Origin of the sequence: Nonomuraea sp. NPDC049028, from assembly GCF_043197735.1 — a bacterium.
GTDB lineage: Bacteria > Actinomycetota > Actinomycetes > Streptosporangiales > Streptosporangiaceae > Nonomuraea.
The window spans coordinates 368,067-385,748 of sequence record NZ_JBICTR010000010.1; the positions used below are offsets into that span (position 1 = coordinate 368,067).

At 68.9% G+C, this 17,682-nt stretch carries 18 protein-coding genes and 1 tRNA gene; 10 read left to right on the forward strand and 9 right to left on the reverse strand.

Translation table 11 applies throughout. From position 1 onward, the window contains the following. Nucleotides 1–60: 60 nt before the first annotated feature. The 4 genes from ACGFJ2_RS38235 to ACGFJ2_RS38250 form a co-directional block, all read right to left on the reverse strand. A complete protein-coding gene (locus tag ACGFJ2_RS38235) occupies nt 61–1,185 on the reverse strand; it encodes a helix-turn-helix domain-containing protein (protein ID WP_357941468.1) in 1,125 nt (374 codons plus the stop codon). 119 nt (nt 1,186–1,304) lie between these two features. Next, nucleotides 1,305–1,736 carry a DUF350 domain-containing protein gene (locus tag ACGFJ2_RS38240; protein ID WP_225289003.1) on the reverse strand — a complete coding sequence of 144 codons (432 nt, stop codon included), beginning with the start codon at nt 1,734–1,736 and terminating at the stop codon, nt 1,305–1,307. Further along, nucleotides 1,733–2,881: a glutathionylspermidine synthase family protein gene (locus ACGFJ2_RS38245; RefSeq protein WP_357940363.1), complete on the reverse strand. Its 1,149-nt coding sequence runs from the start codon at nt 2,879–2,881 to the stop codon at nt 1,733–1,735. The genes ACGFJ2_RS38240 and ACGFJ2_RS38245 overlap by 4 nt, the downstream gene beginning before the upstream one ends. Nucleotides 2,882–2,883: 2 nt before the next feature. Then, nucleotides 2,884–3,297, reverse strand: coding sequence for a hypothetical protein (locus ACGFJ2_RS38250; protein ID WP_357940365.1), 414 nt, complete (start codon nt 3,295–3,297; stop codon nt 2,884–2,886). A gap of 92 nt (nt 3,298–3,389) precedes the next feature. Between ACGFJ2_RS38250 and ACGFJ2_RS38255 the strand changes: the two genes are divergently transcribed. The 3 genes from ACGFJ2_RS38255 (at nt 3,390) to ACGFJ2_RS38265 (ending at nt 5,735) form a co-directional block, all read left to right on the forward strand. Continuing rightward, nucleotides 3,390–4,409 (forward strand): PHP domain-containing protein, encoded by a 1,020-nt coding sequence (locus tag ACGFJ2_RS38255; protein ID WP_393476875.1) that lies wholly within the window; start codon nt 3,390–3,392, stop codon nt 4,407–4,409. Nucleotides 4,410–4,569: 160 nt separating this feature from the next. Then, a complete protein-coding gene (locus tag ACGFJ2_RS38260; protein WP_357940369.1) occupies nt 4,570–5,298 on the forward strand; it encodes a YafY family protein in 729 nt (242 codons plus the stop codon). 77 nt (nt 5,299–5,375) lie between these two features. After that, nucleotides 5,376–5,735, forward strand: coding sequence for a VOC family protein (locus ACGFJ2_RS38265; protein ID WP_357940372.1), 360 nt, complete (start codon nt 5,376–5,378; stop codon nt 5,733–5,735). Nucleotides 5,736–5,932: 197 nt separating this feature from the next. Here ACGFJ2_RS38265 and ACGFJ2_RS38270 read toward each other — a convergent pair whose 3' ends face one another. The 3 genes from ACGFJ2_RS38270 to aceE form a co-directional block, all read right to left on the reverse strand. Continuing rightward, nucleotides 5,933–6,676 (reverse strand): maleylpyruvate isomerase family mycothiol-dependent enzyme, encoded by a 744-nt coding sequence (locus ACGFJ2_RS38270; protein WP_357940374.1) that lies wholly within the window; start codon nt 6,674–6,676, stop codon nt 5,933–5,935. A gap of 15 nt (nt 6,677–6,691) precedes the next feature. Beyond that, nucleotides 6,692–8,194, reverse strand: a complete 1,503-nt coding sequence (locus ACGFJ2_RS38275; protein WP_393476880.1) for an alpha/beta hydrolase — start codon at nt 8,192–8,194, stop codon at nt 6,692–6,694. Nucleotides 8,195–8,341: 147 nt separating this feature from the next. Beyond that, nucleotides 8,342–11,089, reverse strand: coding sequence for a pyruvate dehydrogenase (acetyl-transferring), homodimeric type (gene aceE / locus ACGFJ2_RS38280; RefSeq protein WP_357940378.1), 2,748 nt, complete (start codon nt 11,087–11,089; stop codon nt 8,342–8,344). Between the two features lie 500 nt (nt 11,090–11,589). On the opposite strand from aceE, the gene ACGFJ2_RS38285 reads away from it, so the two are divergent. From ACGFJ2_RS38285 to ACGFJ2_RS38315, 7 genes are all read left to right on the forward strand, one after another. Next, the gene (locus ACGFJ2_RS38285) at nt 11,590–11,772 is read left to right on the forward strand and encodes a DUF1918 domain-containing protein (RefSeq protein ID WP_357940380.1); all 183 of its coding nucleotides are present in this window, start codon (nt 11,590–11,592) and stop codon (nt 11,770–11,772) included. Between the two features lie 9 nt (nt 11,773–11,781). Beyond that, nucleotides 11,782–12,189, forward strand: coding sequence for a secondary thiamine-phosphate synthase enzyme YjbQ (locus ACGFJ2_RS38290; RefSeq protein ID WP_357940382.1), 408 nt, complete (start codon nt 11,782–11,784; stop codon nt 12,187–12,189). A 117-nt stretch (nt 12,190–12,306) separates the two neighbouring features. Next, nucleotides 12,307–12,735, forward strand: a complete 429-nt coding sequence (locus tag ACGFJ2_RS38295) for a DUF3052 domain-containing protein (protein ID WP_357940384.1) — start codon at nt 12,307–12,309, stop codon at nt 12,733–12,735. A gap of 37 nt (nt 12,736–12,772) precedes the next feature. Beyond that, the gene (locus tag ACGFJ2_RS38300; protein ID WP_357940386.1) at nt 12,773–13,234 is read left to right on the forward strand and encodes a peroxiredoxin; all 462 of its coding nucleotides are present in this window, start codon (nt 12,773–12,775) and stop codon (nt 13,232–13,234) included. An 11-nt stretch (nt 13,235–13,245) separates the two neighbouring features. Continuing rightward, nucleotides 13,246–13,572 carry a hypothetical protein gene (locus ACGFJ2_RS38305; RefSeq protein WP_357940388.1) on the forward strand — a complete coding sequence of 109 codons (327 nt, stop codon included), beginning with the start codon at nt 13,246–13,248 and terminating at the stop codon, nt 13,570–13,572. A gap of 121 nt (nt 13,573–13,693) precedes the next feature. After that, nucleotides 13,694–14,635, forward strand: a complete 942-nt coding sequence (locus ACGFJ2_RS38310; protein WP_357941469.1) for an ROK family protein — start codon at nt 13,694–13,696, stop codon at nt 14,633–14,635. A gap of 17 nt (nt 14,636–14,652) precedes the next feature. Then, a tRNA-Val gene (locus ACGFJ2_RS38315) sits at nt 14,653–14,727 on the forward strand. 80 nt (nt 14,728–14,807) lie between these two features. Here ACGFJ2_RS38315 and ACGFJ2_RS38320 read toward each other — a convergent pair. Both ACGFJ2_RS38320 and ACGFJ2_RS38325 read right to left on the reverse strand, forming a co-directional pair. Continuing rightward, nucleotides 14,808–15,944, reverse strand: a complete 1,137-nt coding sequence (locus ACGFJ2_RS38320) for a tyrosine-type recombinase/integrase (protein ID WP_393476887.1) — start codon at nt 15,942–15,944, stop codon at nt 14,808–14,810. Further along, nucleotides 15,944–17,554, reverse strand: a complete 1,611-nt coding sequence (locus ACGFJ2_RS38325; protein ID WP_393476890.1) for a replication initiator — start codon at nt 17,552–17,554, stop codon at nt 15,944–15,946. Before ACGFJ2_RS38325 ends, ACGFJ2_RS38320 begins: the two co-directional genes overlap by 1 nt. Nucleotides 17,555–17,682: the final 128 nt, after the last annotated feature.

Here is a 17,682-nt window from a genome sequence, read left to right on the forward strand (position 1 = left end):
TCCGTACGAACTTCGTCCCAGGGGTTTTGTAGGAACCCTACAGTGGGGGTTTCGGGGTTATTACGTTAGGGCGCGCCAGGTGACAGCGCTCTCCGAAAGCCTGCCGAGAATCAGCCCCACCTGCAAGGTGAAGGCCGACCTGCCTTCGGTCGGCTGGTAGCCGGTCAGCTCGGTGATCTTCTTGAGCCGGTAGCGCACGGTGTTGGGGTGGACGAACAGCAGCCGGGCGGTGGCCTCCAGCGAGGTGCCCTGCTCCAGGTACGTGGCCAGCGTATCGAGCAGCGGGGTGCCGGCCAGCGGGAGGTAGACGCTCTCGATGAGCTGCTCCCTGGCGTCGTCGTCGCCGTCGAGCGCCCGCTCGGCGAGCAGGTCGTCGGCGTGCACCGGGCGGGGCGCGTCGGGCCAGCCGGAGGACGCCTTCAGCCCGGCCAGCGCCGCCTTGGCCGATCTGGCGGCGGCGTGCAGGTCGGGCACCTCAGGCCCGATGACGATCGACCCCTCCCCGAAACGGGCCACGACCTGCTTGGCGGCGGCGTCCACGCTGTCGGCGCCGCCCACGATCACGATCAGCCGGTCGGCCTGCACACCGGCGAGCAGGTCCATGCCGATGCGGCGGCCCTTCTCGCGCAGCCCGTCGATCACCGCGCGCGGGTCGCCCTCAGGGGCGCGGCCCGCGATCACGACGACGGGGGAGGAGGTCCAGCCCAGCGCGGCGGCCCAGGAGTGCAGCCCGTCGTCCACCTCGCCGCGCACCAGCGCGTCGACGATCAGCGCCTCCAGCCGGGCGTCCCACGAGCCCCTGGCCTCCGCTTCGCGGGCGTAGACGTGGGCGGCGGCGAAGGCCACGTCGCGGGTGTAGCGGAGCATGGCCTGCTCCAGCTGGTCCTCGCCGCCCGGCGCGGCCAGCTCGTCGGTCTGCGCCTCGACCACCTCCACGACGACCCTGACGATGTCGACGGTCTGCTGCAGGGAGATCGACCGCTTCAGCTCACGTGGCGCGGTGCCGAAGAACTCGATGCTGGGCGTGGGCCGGTTCTCGCCCGCGTGCTGGAACCACTCCACGAACGCGGCGATGCCGGCCTGCGCCACGAGTCCCACCCAGGAGCGGTCCTCTGCGCTGAGGGCGCGGAACCACGGCAGCTGATCGTCCATGCGTGCCATGGCCGCAGTGCCGAGCGAGCCCATGGCCCGCTCCAGCCTGCGCGTGGTGTCCTCCCGGGTCCGATCTGTCACGCCTCCTAGAGTGCCAGGTGGAGTCAGATGACCGCGACGCGAGCACGGCCGAGGTCATGGCAGGGTCTGGGTCAGATGACCGCGACGGCGGTGATGAGCCCGATGGCGACGTGGGTGACGGCGAGCAGGCGGGCGCCGGGCTGCAGCTCGGGCTCCTTGACCAGATCGCGTACCGAGATGCCGACCAGCTTGTCGAAGACGAGCATGGCGACGGTCTGCACCACGATGCCGACCAGCCCGAAGACCACCGTGCCCGCCAGGCCCTCGGTGAGCCGGCCGCCCGAGGACCAGATGGAGGCCGCGACGATCAGGCCCACCGCGGCCAGCGCCGAGGTGGCCAGCAGCGTGGCGTTGGGGTTGCGCTCGGTACGGATGACCGAGCTCAGCTTGCCCGGCGTGGCGAGGTCGATCACGTAGAAGCCGACGATGAGCAGCACGACGCCCACGGCGGCGTAGGCGGCGATGGCGCCCGCGCCGCGGGCGAGGGTTTCCAGCAGGGTCATGGGTGCTCGATTCGGTGAGGGACGAAGGAAGAGGTGTCGTCGGTGATCAGGCCAGTAGTCTCCCTGATACCCATTCCGGCGGCCTCGTCGGCGATCACCCAGGCGCCGAGCACCGGCCGCTCGCCTTCGAAGTCGGGCAGGGCGTCGAACCCCTGGTAGACGTAGCCCTCCTGGCCGTAGGAGCCGGGCGTCTCCTGGGTGCCGTCCGGCGTGACGACGCGCATCGACGCGCCCTCCCTGCCCAGGAGCGGCTTGGCGATGTAGGAGTCCAGGTCACGGGGGCCGTCGAGGTAGGCGGGCAGCAGGTTGGGATGGTCCGGATAGAGCTCCCAGAGGACGGCCAGCAGCGCCTTGTTCGACAGCAGCGTCTTCCACAGCGGCTCGATCCAGGTCGCGTGCCGGACGGCGTGCCGCCCGAACGGGTCGGCCAGCATCCACTCCCACGGGTAGAGCTTGAACGCCGAGCGGATCATCCGCTCCTCGACGTCGACGAAGCGGCGGTTGAGCGCGTCCCAGCCGATGTCCTCCATGGCGACGGCGACCGTGCCCAGCCCGGCCTGCTCGGCGGTCTCCTGGAGGTAGGCCAGGGTCATCGCCTCCTCGCCGGTCTCGTCCATGTTCGTCCAGGCGAAGTGGACGGGCCCAGCGGGCAGGGTCAGCTCCCGCCAGCGGTCCACGAGCCGCTCGTGGATGGAGTTCCACTGGTCGTCCGCGGGGTGGACGTCCTTGAGCCAGAACCACTGCGCCACCGACGACTCGACCAGCGAGGTGGGCGTGTCGGCGTTGTACTCCAGCAGCTTGGCCGGCCCTGTGCCGTCGTAGCGCAGGTCGAAGCGGGCGTACAGGTGCGGGTCACGCCGCTCCCAGGAGCGCGCCACGTCCTCGTGCGCCCAGTCGGGGATGGCGAAGTCGGCGTAGCGGGCGGTCGAGACGACGTGCTCGACGGCGTGCAGGCACATCTCGTGGAGCTCCTCGACCTGCTCCTCCAGCCCCTCCACTTCCTCCATGGAGAAGACATAGTGGATGGACTCATCCCAGTAGGGCCGGGTGAGCCCTTCCGGATGGGCGGCCCGGTGATAGGCCAGCCCATGGCTCTCGATCGTCTTCTCCCAGCCGTCCCGGGGAGTGCCGTGTTCGCGCCGCACCGTCAGCCGCCGCCGCTCCAGTGGCTGCCGAAGCCGCCGCGCTGGATGTCGCGGCCTTTGCGGCTGGAGATGTTCACGTCGGAGGGGCGGTAGCTGGTGCCGGCGCGGACGCGCGTGCCGATCCTGGTGCCGCCGTAGTACCAGTGGTAGGCGCCGCGTGAGCCGCCGTAGAAGTGGGAGGTGCCGTCGTCGTCATCGTCGCAGAGGGACTCGTCGACGACCTCGTACGAGCCGTCGCTCAGCTGGTTGTTCATGTCGACGCAGTCGGCCGTCACGTCGTCGTCGTTCTGGGCCGAGCAGTAGCCCACCAAGAGAACGGACACGATGCCGAGGACGGACAGCGTGACCACCTTCGACGCCTTCGACCGCTTGGGGGCCTCCGGCATCGGAGGCGGCGCGGGCGGCGAGTAACCCATCAAGCTCCTGCTTTCGTTGGCCGAACAGCCTATCGGCGCACGTCGTAAGGCTTCAATGGCCCCTTGGCATCGGCTTGGGTACGTATCAGCACATGACACCCGTCGAGGCGCTGCGCGAGATCGCCTACCTGCTCGAACGGGCCGGCGAGCCCACCTACCGCGTGCGGGCCTTCCGCAACGCCGCCGCCGTGGTCGCCGACCTGCCCCCCGACGAGCTGGTACGGCTGGCACGGGTCGGCGGCCTGACCGATCTGCCGGGCATCGGCAAGGTCACCGCGCTGGCGATCACCGAGGCGCTGGACGGCGACGTGCCCACGTACCTGCGCAGGATGCGCGCCACCGAGGGCGCCGACCTCGACGACGAGACCGCGGCGCTCAGGGCGGCGCTCAAGGGCGACCTGCACAGCCACTCGGACTGGTCCGACGGCGGCTCGCCGATCGAGGAGATGGCCGAGGCGGCCGAGGCGCTCGGCCACGCGTACTGGGCGCTGACCGACCACTCGCCCCGCCTGACCGTGGCCAACGGACTGTCGGCCGACCGGCTCAAGAGGCAGCTCGACCAGGTCGAACGGCTCAACGAGCGGTTGGCGCCGTTCAGGATCCTGACCGGTGTCGAGGTCGACATCAACCTGGACGGCACCCTGGACCAGGACCCCGAGCTGCTGGAACGGCTCGACGTGGTGGTGGCCAGCGTGCACTCCAAGCTGCGGATGAGCGGCCACGAGATGACGCGCAGGATGGTGACGGCGATCTCGAACCCGCACGTGGACGTGCTCGGCCACTGCACCGGGCGGGTCGTGCAGGCGGGCGGCCGGCGGGGCCGGGTGCGGCCGGAGTCGGACTTCGACGCCGAGCTGGTCTTCGAGGCGTGCCGCCGGTTCGGGGTCGCGGTCGAGATCAACTCGCGGCCCGACCGGCTCGATCCGCCGAAACGGCTGCTGCGGCTGGCCTATGAGATGGGCTGCGACTTCGCGATCGACTCCGACGCGCACGCGCCCGGCCAGCTCGACTGGCAGCGCCATGGCTGCGAGCGCGCGGCCCAGTGCGGCATCGAGGCGGCGCGGATCGTCAACACCTGGCCGCTCGCCGATCTGCTGGCGCGTCACGCTTGAACCCAGGCCGTCGCGTCACGCTTGAACCCAGGGCGGCGCGTCACGCTTGGGCCTCTGCCGGCGTGTCATGTGCTGGCGTGTCACGCTTGAACCGGGATCGCCTGCCTGGTAAGGGGTTTGCGACCCGCGATTGTCGGTGGCGCGGCGTAACGTCACGAGTGTGAACCGTACCGACCGGCTCTACGCGCTCGTCGAGGACCTGCGCGCGATCTCGCCACGCTGTCGTTCCGCCCGCGAGCTGGCCAAGCGGTTCGAGGTCAGTGCCCGCACGATCGAGCGCGACATCATCGCGCTGCAGGAGTCAGGGGTGCCGATCTACGCCCATCCGGGGCGCAAGGGCGGCTACGCGATCGACAAGAAGATGTCGTTACCCCCGCTCAACTTCACCCCCGCCGAGGCGGTCGCCATCGCCGTGGCGCTGAGCCGGGCGGGCGACCAGCCGTTCGGCAGGCAGGCGCGCAGCGCGCTGCGCAAGGTGGTCGCGGCCATGCCGGGACGGGAGGGCGAGCTGGCCAGGGAGCTGGCGCGCCGGGTGCGGATGGTCACCCCGGCCTCCGAGCCGGGCGCCGAGATCCAGCCGCTGGGCGGCGAGGGCATCTCCCGGGCGATCGAGGAGGCCCTGCAGCGCCGGCGCGTGCTCAGGATCGACTACGCCGACGCCAAGGGGGCGCTGACCTCGCGCGACGTCGAGCCCGGTGTGTTCCTGGGCGGTCGTGGTGGTTTCTGGTATCTCGTGGCGTGGTGCCGCCTGCGCGATGACGTACGGGTCTTCCGCCTCGACCGGATCGCCTCGGCCTCGGTGATCGCCGAGCGCTGCCCCGACCGGCCGCTGGAGAGGTTCTCCACTGATATCCCGGACATGTTCGTACACGGCACGGTGCTCGATTAATCATTCGAAAACACCGACATAAGGTTGTCGCCCACCCGTTAGATCGTTGACTTGTTCGAGAAATTAGGGAGACAACGATGGACAACACGGTTACCTGGTTCGAGGTCGCGACCGACGACCCCGAAGGTGCCCAGCGGTTCTATGGCGGGCTGTTCGGCTGGACGTTCGGGGCTTCCGACGGCGGCCCGATCGACTACCGGACGATCGGCTATCCGGGTCGTGAGCAGCCCGGAGGTGGCCTCTACAACACCAAGGGCGAGTTCCCCGCCCACGCGATCTTCCATGTAGAGGTGGCCGACGTGGAGCAGAAGTGCCGCGAGACCGAGTCGCTCGGCGGCAAGGTCGTCACGAAGGTCATCGACGATGGCGTGGGCACCGACTTCGCCTATCTCCAGGATGGTTCGGGCAACCTCTTCGGGGTCTTCCACCGCAGGTGACCTGGGCGGGCGTGCACCCGGGAAGGCACCTTCCCCGCCGATCGGGGCACGCGCGCGAGCCGCTCCGGCGAGCGGTCACCCGCCCTGGACACGCCGCCGACCGCCGAGTGGCGGCGCGTCCAGGGCCTCACCGTTGATCACCGCGAACGCGGCTTGAAACAGTGGACTGATCACCGCGGCTTGATGCGGCGGGTTGATCACAGCGCGGCGGTCGCGAGCCAGCGGTCCAGGAAGGCGCGGTCGCCGTGGACGGTCAGCGCGTCGGGGGAGCGCCTGCCGTACAACATCAGCAGCAGGTCGCTCACCGGGCCCTGGACGGCGGCGTCGCCCTTGGCGTGGCCGCGCGCCCAGCTGATCCGGCCCGCCGGGCCCTGGGTGAGGGTCCATTCGCCGTCGGCGTCGCTCGCGTGGAGGTGGATCGTGGCCCCCTCCGCGTCGAGCGCCGCCAGGCGCTTGGCCACCCAGAACGCGTGCGGCAGGGCCTCCAGGAACTCCTCGATCCCGTCGATCGCGACGGGTGCCTCCACGACGGGCGCCACGCCCACCGCGAGCTCGGCGTCGCAGCGGTGGACGACCAGCTCGAACAGCATCCGGCGGGCCCACCAGCTCACACGCTGGTCGCCGCCCCAGGTCCAGACGGGCGTGTCCGGGTCGGTCGCGCGCAGCGTGGCGACCAGCTCCCGAGCGCCCGCGCCCAGCCAGGCCGCATCGCCGCGCTGCCCCTCGGCCAGGCCGTTGGGCACCTGGCGCGACCAGATCGGCTCCTGCCGGCCCGTCTCCACGATGTGCACCACCCACCGGTGCAGCGTGCCGACATGCGTGATCAGGTCCGCCAGGGTCCAGCCGGGACAATGTGGCACCGGGATGCCGGGATCGGCGCCGATGGCCAGCTCGGCCAGCCGCGCGCTCTCGCTCTCCACCAGCCGGGGATAGTCCGTCACATGACCGAGACTAGATCAGACCGACTTGCAGGTGGCACCCCGCTCGGGCATCTTCCCGGCCAGCAGGTAGGAGTCGACGAACCGCTTGACGCACTTGTTGCCCGACAGGTACGCGCCGTGCCCCTCGCCCTCGAACGTGACCAGCGTGGCCGTCTTGAGCTGCGCGGTCAGCTTGGGCGCCCACTCGTACGGCGTGGCGGGGTCGCCCGTGCCGCCCACCACCACGATCGGCGCCGAGCCGGTCGCGTTGACGTGCTTGGCCTCGTCGTTGCCCTTGACCGGCCAGACGGAGCACAGCCCGCCGGCGCCCTCACTGCCGAACAGCGGCGAGATCTTCACGGCCGCGTCCTCGGTGTGCCGCAGCGTGGCCAGGTCGGGCCGTTCGGAGGTGTCGGCGCAGGTGATGGCCGGGAAGCTGGTCATCTGCGTGGAGTACGTGCCGTCCTGCGCCCTGCCGGTGTAGGAGTCGGCCAGGTACATCAGCGCCTGCCCCTGTCCCTTGAGCGCCGCGCCGAGCGCGTTGCCCAGGAACGGCCAGGCGAACTCGGAGTAGAGCGCGGCGGCGACGCCGGTGGAGGCCAGCCCCTGGGTCAGGTCGCGCCGGCCGACCTTGAGCGGCTTGGCGGCGAGCTGGTTCATCAGCCGGTCGACGTTCGCGGCGGCGGTCGGCACGTCCTTGCCGACCTCGCAGCGGTCCTTGACACAGGACTTCAGGAAGCTCTGGTACGCGTGCTGGAAGCCGCGGGTCTGGGCCACGGTGCGCTGCTCGAAGGTGACCGTGGGGTCGAGCGGGGCGTCGAGCACCATCCGGCCCACGTTCTGGGGGAACTTGGTGGCATAGACGGCGCCGAGCTGCGTGCCGTACGACATGCCGACGAAGTTGAGCTTCTCGTCGCCCAGCGCGGCGCGCAGCCGGTCCATGTCGCGGGCGGCGTTGACCGTGCCGACGTACGGCAGGATCTTGCCGGAGTCCTTCTCGCAGTGCTGGGCCAGCTTCTTGTTGGCCGCGTCGCCCTCCGCGCGGGTCTGCTCGTTGTCGGGCAGCGTGTCGAGGGCCATGTACTTGTCCAGCGCGGCGCTGTCGCCGCAGCGCACCCCCGAGCTCCGCTCCACGCCGCGCGGGTCGAAGCTGACCAGGTCGTAGCGGGAGCGCAGGCCGGTGAGCGACTTGGCGGCCTGGTCAAGAGTGTCGACGCCGGAGCCTCCCGGGCCGCCGAAGTTGAACACCAGTGAGCCCAGCCGCTTGCTCTGGTCGGTGGCGGGGACCTTGATGAGCGCTATGTCGATCTTGTCGCCGCTGGGATCGGCGTAGTCGAGGGGCACCGCCAGCTTGGCGCACCGCACCGAGGTGTCCTGCCTGGCCGGCCGCTGCCCGTCGGGCCGCTTGAGGTCCGTGCACGGACCCCAGGCGATCTGCTGAGCGGCGCCGGTGCCCCCATCCACGGCCGGTTTCGTCGGCGCACTCATGCAGGATGCGGCCGATACGGCCAGTGTGACAACGGCAAGGACGCGTCGCATGTCCATCTCCCCCTCGATATCTCAGGGGGAAGTTTTCCCCACAATACGCGAGTGCGTATCAAGGGAGCGAGGCGGCACGTACCACTCCTGAAAGTCGATGGCGCCCCCGCGGAAGACCTTCCGCGGGGGCGCCATCAGATTGTGCGCTCAGACGCCCATCGACTGGGTGTCGTTGCTCTCCGCGCCACCGGCCTCGGTGACGCCGTTCTTGAGGTGATAGCGGGCGATCGCCTCGCGCAGCACCTCGCCGTCGAGCTCGCCACGCTTGACCAGGCTGGTCAGCACGGCCAGCGTGATCGAGGCGGCGTCGACGTGGAAGTGGCGGCGCAGCGCCGAGCGGGTGTCGGACAGGCCGAACCCGTCGGTGCCCAGCGAGGACCAGTCACCCGGCACCCACTGCGCGATCTGGTCCTGCACGGCCTTCATGTAGTCGCTGACGCCCACGAACGGGCCCGTGGCCTGGGAGAGGGCCTGGGTGACGTACGGCACGCGCGGCTCGGCCTCGGGGTTGAGCAGGTTGTGCTCCTCGCAGGCCAGCGCGTCGCGGCGCAGCTCGGTCCAGGAGGTCGCCGACCACAGATCGGCCGACACGCCCCAATCCTCGGCCAGCAGCCGCTGGGCCTCGACGGCCCACGGCCCCGCTACGCCCGACGACAGGATGTTGGCCTTCGGTCCCTGCGTCTGTGGCCCCGCGGCGAACCGGTAGAGGCCCTTGAGCAGGCCCTGCACGTCGAGGTCCGCGGGCTGCGGAGGCTGCGTGTAGGGCTCGTTGTAGACGGTCAGGTAGTAGAAGACGTTCTCGGGCTGCTCGCCGTACATCCGGCGCAGGCCGTCCTTGACGATGTGCGCGACCTCGAACGCCCACGAGGGGTCGTAGGAGAGGGCGCCCGGGTTCGTCGAGGCGATCAGCGGCGTGTGGCCGTCCTCGTGCTGCAGGCCCTCGCCGTTGAGCGTGGTGCGGCCGGCCGTGGCGCCGAGCAGGAAGCCGCGGCCCATCTGGTCGGCCATCTGCCACATCTGGTCGCCGGTGCGCTGCCAGCCGAACATCGAGTAGAAGATGTAGATCGGGATCATGTGCTCGCCGTGCGTGGCGTAGGCCGTGCCCGCCGCGATCGCCGACGCCATCGAACCCGACTCGCTGATGCCCTCGTGCAGGATCTGGCCCTGGACGGCCTCCTTGTACGACAGCAGCAGCTCCCTGTCGACGGCCTCGTACGTCTGGCCGTGCGGGGAGTAGATCTTCGCCGTCGGGAACATCGCGTCGAGGCCGAACGTGCGAGCCTCGTCGGGGATGATCGGCACGAACCGGTGGCCGATCTCCTTGTCGCGCATCAGATCCTTCAGCAGCCGCACGAAGGCCATCGTGGTGGCCACCTGCTGCTTGCCCGAACCCTTGCCGAACTGCTCGTAGACGTTGTCGGCGGGCAGCTTGACCGGCTTGGCGCGCATGACGCGCTTGGGCAGCACGCCGCCCATGGCCGCGCGGCGCTCGCGCATGTACTCGATCTCGGGGTCGTTCTCGCCCGGATGGAAGTAGGGGGGCAGCTCGCCCTCGAGCGCGGAGTCGGGGATCGGCAGGTAGAGCCGGTCGCGGAACTCCTTGAGCTCGGCCTTGGTGAGCTTCTTCATCTGGTGCGTGGCGTTGCGCGCCTCGAAGTCCTTGCCGAGCGTCCAGCCCTTGATGGTCTGGGCCAGGATGACCGTCGGCTGGCCGACGTGCTCACGGGCCGCCTTGAACGCCGCGTAGACCTTGCGGTAGTCGTGGCCGCCGCGCGACAGCTTGCGGATGTCGTCGTCGGACATGTGCTCGACCATCTTGCGCAGGCGCGGGTCGCCGCCGAAGAAGTTGTCGCGGATGTAGCCGCCGGACTCTACGGAGTAGGTCTGGAACTGGCCGTCGGGCGTGGTGTTCATCTGGTTGACCAGCACACCGTCGACGTCGGCCGCGAGCAGCGGGTCCCAGTCGCGGCCCCAGACGACCTTGATGACGTTCCAGCCGGCGCCGCGGAAGTAGGACTCCAGCTCCTGGATGATCTTGCCGTTGCCGCGTACCGGGCCGTCGAGCCGCTGCAGGTTGCAGTTGATGACGAAGGTGAGGTTGTCGAGCTCCTCACGGGCCGCCAGGCCGATCGCGCCGAGCGACTCGGGCTCGTCCATCTCGCCGTCGCCCAGGAAGGCCCATACGTGACTGCGGCTGGTGTCCTTGATCTGACGGTTGAGCAGGTAGCGGTTGAACCGCGCCTGATAGATCGCCCCGATCGGTCCCAGGCCCATGGAGACGGTGGGGAACTCCCAGAAGTCGGGCATGAGCCGCGGGTGCGGATAAGAGGGCAGGCCGTGGAAGCCGTGCGAGAGCTCCTGCCGGAACGCGTCCAGCTGCGCCTCGTTGAGGCGGCCCTCCAGGTAGGCGCGGGCGTAGATGCCCGGCGCGGCGTGGCCCTGGAAGAAGACCTGGTCGCCCGACTCGCCGTGGTCCTTGCCGCGGAAGAAGTGGTTGAAGCCCACCTCATAGAGCGAGGCGGCCGAGGCGTAGGTGGCGATGTGGCCGCCCACGTTGGTGCGCGCGTTGGCGCGGGACACCATGATCGCGGCGTTCCAGCGGATGTAGGCGCGGATCCGCCGCTCGACGTGCTCGTCGCCGGGGAACCAGGGCTCGCGCTCCGGCGGGATCGTGTTGATGTAGTCGGTGCTGCGCAGGCCCGGCACGCCGACCTGGTGCTCGCGGGCGCGCTCCAGCATGCGGAGCATCAAGTAGCGAGCTCTGCTGCGGCCCTCCGTCTTGACGACGTTGTCGAGGGACTCGAGCCACTCGTTGGTCTCACTGGGGTCGACATCAGGCAGTTGGCTGGGTAGGCCGTCGCTGATGATCGAGAATCGCTGGCGTCCGGAAGCCACTGGGTCTCGCCTTCCGAGGATGACTGATGTCTGGTCTGGGTCGCCTTCCATCCTGGTCGCTTACCGTAGAAAGTGCATCTCTACTGGCCGGTAACCAGTGTGTCCCTGCTGGCAGGGTCACGATCGGTGGCCTAGACCACCGATGGTAGGACGAATCCCGGCCAAGGTTACCTTGGCCCGTCAATTTAACAAGACCGGAAAAGCTACGAAATTTCGCCGGGCGTGGCGTAGGGGTCTCCCAAAGGGGCCACCAAGGGCGCGATGCGCCGCGCGAGTCTAGCCGCAAGCCTCTGACCACTCTGGTCGGCGGTGGGCAAAGGCCGCCGATCATGGCCTTGACCAGCGTGGATGCGGTGTCGGTGTGACAGAGTCGGCCGCCCGATTGGCGCGATGTGTCACATCCGGGCAGCGTAACGTTTCGGTCAGGATTCTCCCTCTCCCTGCGGAGGGGGGAGTGTGTCCCTCTTTCCGAACGGAGCTCACCGTACGAGTCTGGAGATATGAACGCGACGATAGGCGACCGGCTGCTGGTGCACGGCAACACGGTCGGCGAGCGGGATCACGGTGGCATCATCATCGAGATCCACGGCACCGACGGTGGGCCCCCGTACATCGTGCAGTTCGACGACGGGCACACCGGGCTGGTGTTTCCCGGCCCTGATGCGGTCGTCGTACCTAAGTAGAATTCGTGTGTGAGATCTCAGATCATCTCCGTGGCCACGGGTTCACGGGAGACGGTGCACGACATCACCTCGGACTGCGCGGACTTCGTGCGGACGCTGGGGGAGGACGGGCTGCTGCACGTCTTCGTGCCGCACGCCACGGCCGGGGTGGCACTGATCGAGCTGGGGTCGGGCAGTGATGACGATCTCGTCGCCGCCTTGCGCGATCTGCTTCCGGCCGACGACAGGTGGCGTCACGCCCACGGGTCGCACGGCCATGGCAGGTCACACGTCATGCCCGCGCTCATTCCGCCGTACGCGACCATCCCCGTACTTGGCGGGCGTCTGGCGCTGGGCACCTGGCAGTCCATCGCAATCGTCGACCTCAACGTCGACAACCCGCAACGCCAGGTACGCCTGTCGTTTTTGTCGGATTGATGCGGCCCGTCTACGGCCGTACCCGTGGCGACCGTTGACGACTAAGGGTCACAGCGTGTGGACTGTCCCGAAGCGATAAACCGCATATGCGGGGCCACTCAAGCAGGAGGGATAAACGTGAGCGCGACCGCGGGTCAGGCGCAAAGTGAGCGCGGCCTGGCCGAACGGCTCGGCCTCAAGCCGGGTCAGGTGGTGCAGGAGATCGGTTGGGACGAGGACGTCGACGACGAGCTTCGCGACTCCATCGAGGACCTGACCGGTAACGAGTTGCTGGACGAGGAGACCGACGACGTAGTCGACGTGGTGCTGCTGTGGTGGCGCGACGGCGACGGCGATCTCTTCGACGTCCTCACCAACGCCATGCGATCACTCGCCGACGCCGGCCAGATCTGGCTGCTGACTCCCAAGGCCGGGCGCGACGGCCACGTGGAGCCGAGCGACATCGGGGAGGATGCCACTACGGCGGGTCTCTCGCAGACCAGCAGCATCTCCGCCGCGCCTGACTGGTCAGGGACCAGACTGGCCTCACCGAAGGGCCGACGCTAGGGGGTCTGAGCGCCTGCCATACGGCAGGATGGCGTGTGTGAACGAACGTCCTGCCGAGGTCGGCGCGCTTGCTCCAGACTTCGAACTGCGGGACCAGCACGGCACTCCGGTGAAGCTGTCGGGCTTCCGGGGGAGGAAGGTCGTGCTGGTCTTCTATCCGCTTGCCTTCAGCGGCGTGTGCCATCGGGAGCTGTCGGCGCTGCGCGATGCCCAGGATTCCCTGGCTGACGCGGAGCTCCTCACCGTCTCGGTCGACTCCATGTTCACCCATCGCGCCTGGGCGGACGTGGAGGGTTACGCGTTCCCGTTGCTCTCCGATTTCTGGCCACATGGACAGGTCGCGCGGGCGTACGGTGTGTTCGACGACGAGAAGGGGGTTTCTCTGCGGGGGACCTTCATCATCGACGGCGAGGGCGTGATCCGGTGGTCGGTGGTCAATCCGACCAGCCAGGCACGTGACGTCGCCGATTACGTCAAGGCACTCGCCGACATTTCTTAACGGAGGAAACGATGCCCTGCTATCGCTGCGGGGCCCGGCAGACGGACCCCGTCCGTGGCGCCAGCCCGTGGAAGCGGGGGGTACGCCGCGAGACGCAGGTGCTCATCTGCCCGGACTGTCAACTGCTGCACGACCTCGATCTCGACGCGTGCGGCACATGCGGGTCCACGGCGCTGATCTGCCGGCTGGGCGAGGTGGAGTGCAGGGGCTGCGGGGCCGTGCGACAGGCGCGGGCGGACGCGTTCGTGGGGTCGGACGCGATGGCGGGCTCGGGCGCCCCGCCGGGCCTGTCGGCCGAGGTCGAGGCGGCGCTGAACCGGGTACTCGGCCGGGCCTGACCTCGGGCGGCGGGGGCGCCGTGCTGGGTGGGTCGGGGGTGCAGTGCTGGGTGGGCCGGGACGCAGGCCGCCTTTATCCAGACATTTGCTGAGCTGCGCTATCGTCTCCTGCGTGTCTGCAATGAGTTCGTTCGTGGTGGCGCTCGACGTCGGTGGCACGTCCATGAAGGGCGGCCTGGTCAGCGAGTCCGGCGCGGTGCTGCTGAGCGAGCGTTGCCCGACCCCCCGCTCGGAGGGCCCGGAGGCCGTCGTGGCCGCCATCCGCGAGTTCATCGGCCACCTGGCCGCCTCCGGTGACGGCATTCCGGCAGGCGTCGGCCTGGCCGTGCCTGGGCTGGTGTCCGAGGACGTGGCCGTCTACGCGGCGAACCTCGGCTGGCGTGACGTCCAGGCCTCCGACTTCACCGCACTCGACGTGCCGGTCATGCTCGGTCACGACGTACGAACCGGGGGCCTGGCGGAAAGCGTCCTCGGCGCGGGGCGCGGCGTATCCGACTTCCTCTTCCTGCCCATCGGCACGGGCATCGCCGGCGCCATGATCGTCCACGGCGAGCCGTACGGCGGCTCCTCCGGCTGGGGCGGCGAGATCGGCCACATCCCGGTCTTCCCCGACGGCGAGCAGTGCGCGTGCGGCCAGTTCGGCTGCCTGGAGACGTACGCGTCGGCGGCCTCGGTCGGCCGGCGCTACAGCCTCCGCTCCGGCCTGGAGGACATCCGCGCCGAACAGGTGGTCTCCTCGGACGACCCCTTGGCCGTAGAGGTGTGGGACGAGGCGGTAGAGGCCCTCTCGCTGGCCCTGGCCACGTACACGCTGCTCCTGGACCCCTCGATGATCGTCCTGGGTGGCGGCCTGGCCGAGGCGGGCCCGGCCCTCTTCGACCCCGTCCGCACCCGCCTCGTCAAACGCCTCGCCTTCCGAGACGCCCCACCCCTGCTGCCCGCCGCTTTGGGCGTCGACGCCGGCATGCTGGGAGCGGCCTTGCTGGGCTGGCGCGCGGCCGGCAGAGAAGAGCTGGGGGCCGGGTGGGTGGTGGATGTGCGATCGGAGCCGTTGGTGTCGTAAGGTGTAGTGCCGATCAGGGGCGGTTAGCTCAGCGGTAGAGCACTCGCCTTACAAGCGAGGGGTCACTGGTTCGATACCAGTACCGCCCACCAGCAGAAAAGCCCCGTTTCCCGACCTGCGGAAACGGGGCTCGTGCCATTAACGTGCCATTAGCCGACACCGGTGATCTTGGTCAGTCCCCTCTCGCCTTGACGGGCAGAGCTTCTGTGATCTTGCTGTTCATGGCATCCGCGATCTTGGAGTCTGCCTCCGCCGTGCTGTGCTGGTAGATCAACGCGGCCCTTACGGAGTCATGTCCCATGCGCTGCATGAGGTCCTTGAGGCTCGCGCCGGAGCTGGCGGCGATCGTGTTGCCGGTGTGTCGGAGATCGTGAAAGTGGAGGCCCGGAAAGCCGATTTTCTTGGTGCTAACGTCCCACTTGGCCGCGCGCCGGAAATTGCTGCGGCGAAGGATGCCGCCTCGTGCGCCAGTGAAGATCAGCGCGTCGAGCTCTGGCTCGGTGAACCGGTCGAGGTGTTCGCCGAGTGCCGGGATGATCGCTTCCGGGATAGCAACCGTGCGGACTCCTGCGCGGGACTTCGGAGGGCCGACCAGAAGTTCGCCCGTGTCGAGTTCGACGTGTTGTTGCCGAACGCTGATGGTCCGGGCGGCGAGGTCCAGATCCATCCGCCGGAGGGCCGCCACTTCCCCCCAGCGCAGGCTGGCGAAGGTGGCGAGGAGGACCAGGGCGCGCAGCCGTTCAGGCATCTGGCCGGCCAGCTCGAACACCTTCGTCACGGTGAGCACCGGCCGCTCTTCCGGCTTCTCCTCGCCCGCGCCTCGAATGCGGCACGGGTTGCGCGGGATGATCTGATCGTCTGCCGCCGTCATGAGAACGGCCCGCAGGAAGCGGTACGCCTTGGCCACCTCGGATGGGCCGACGCCACTGCCGAGTAGCAGGACCCGCCACTCACGGATCGCAGCCGTGTCCACCTTGCCGATGGGCACGCCGCCGAGGTGGGGGCGGATGCAGCGCTTGAGCAATCCCTTGTAGATCTCGACGGTTCGAGGTCGGAGGTTCGTTCGCTCCGTGATCCACTTGTCCGCGTAGTCGCCAAGTTTGACCTTGGCGCGCTGTGGGTCAGTCCAGTCGCCCGTGACCAGCTTGGCCTCGATCAGCGAGAGTGCCTTCTCTGCGTCGCGCTCGCGGGCATAGGTGGTCTCGCCCATGCGGATCTGGCCGTCGGGGCCCGGATAGCGGATCTGGAATCTGCCGGACGGGAGTTGGCGGATGCTTCCGAAGCGCCGCTTACCTGGCTTGTTCGGCATCAGGCCGCCCTCCCGAGATCAGTTGCCGAAAGGTCTTGGCTGTTCGCTCTGGCTTCCAGTTCGCGGAGGTGGGCTCGCCAGCGTTGGCGTTCGTGGACAGATCTGAGGAGCCGGACGGCCAGTGGCGGCACGTTGGCGTCTCCGGCCGGGACGGGCCGCCAGATGTAGCGGTGTGGGTCGGTGGGTTCGTCGGTTCGGCCGAGGGCTTCCAGGACCCAGGTGCGGCGGTCCTGCTTGTGCTCGGCGAGGGTCTTGTTGGACCACTTGCGGGAGACGAGGACGCGGCGTCCGGCGTAGCCGAGGTGTTCGGGCTTGTGGGCCTTGCCACGGCACCGGCCGGGGTGCATGCCGGGCTTGGCGCTCTTGGGCTGGATGCCGTAGCGCAGCCAGTTCGGGCAGGTGGGTGAACAGGGCTCGAAGCGGAGGGCGTCGAGCATGCGGGTGGCGTGCTGTTGCTGGGCCTGGCCGCCGTCGAGGGTGTCGCCGATGGACTTGGTGAGGTACTTGGACAGGTAGCGGATGCACTGGTCGGCGTCCGGGGTACCGGCGAGCACACCTTGGACATCGACCTGTTCGCCAAAACGGATGACGTGGAGGGGGTCGGCGTCCTCGTCGAGAGCGTCGAGAGCTTCGTCCCAGGTGGGCAGGACCTCGCCGGTCGCCGGGTCGAGGTAGCCGGTGCCGTCCTGCCAGACCGGCAGGTGATCGCCCTCGAAGACTACTTCGTCAGCCTGCGGCCACCAGACCTGGTGGTACGTGGCGGCGGCAATCTGCTTGATCTCCGCGCGTGGGAGCGTTCCACGGATGGCCATGTGCAGGTGCGGGGCGAGGCGCTTCTGAGGCTCCACGGAAGCGAAGTACTGCACGTCATAGCCCGCGACGCGGCGCAGGTTCTGCACAAAGCGATCAACGAGCTTGGAGAAGTGCAGCGCGTCCCGAGCAGCGCGCCGGTAGTCGTAGGTGTCCGGATCGATGGGTGCGCCGTCGCGAACCTTGCCGTACGAGGGCAAGGTGAGCGTGACGAACAGGGACGGCCGGTAGGTCTTGCCGTCGGTGCCTTGGAAGGTGCGTCCCAGGGTGGTGTTGGTCATCTTGCGCTTGGGCAGGTCGGGCGCATCCTGCCGTCGCTTGGTCGAGCGGGAGCGCTTGGCGGTCGTCCGGCCGAGGACGCTGCCCCGCATGCCCGCGGCGTTGATCTCCTCGTCCAGGCCGGTGATGATCGCATCCAGCTCGGTGGTGTCGTCGCCGGCCTTTTCGGCGGCATCCCGCTGGGCTTGGTAGTCGGCGCGGAACTTCACCAGCCAGCGCTGTTCCTCGTTGGCCTCGTCGGGTGTGATGGCGGGTTCGGCGTCGAGGTGCCAGCCTTCGCGGCACTGGGCCTTACGCAGTTGCTTGTTGCGCTTGGCGCACGGCGGGCACTTGCTGTCGAGGGTGGCCCCGCACGGAACGTCGATGATCTCGGATTGGCTGGTGACGACGTCGAGCCGCTTGAGCGGGATGGGCCGGATGCAGACGCCGTGGAGCTTGGCGACCTCTTCGAGCACGTCGCGGGCCATCGGCATGGCCTGTCGGACGGCCCGGGGGAGTGCGCGGTCGTGCGCATGGGTCATGCGGTCCTCCCTTCGTCGGGATCGGTGACGGTGAGTGCGGTCTGGCCGCACTCGCGGCATTCGACCAGGGCGCGGATTGGGTCGAGCCACAGAGCGTTCAGGGCGAGGCAGGTGGCGCAGCGAAGGCC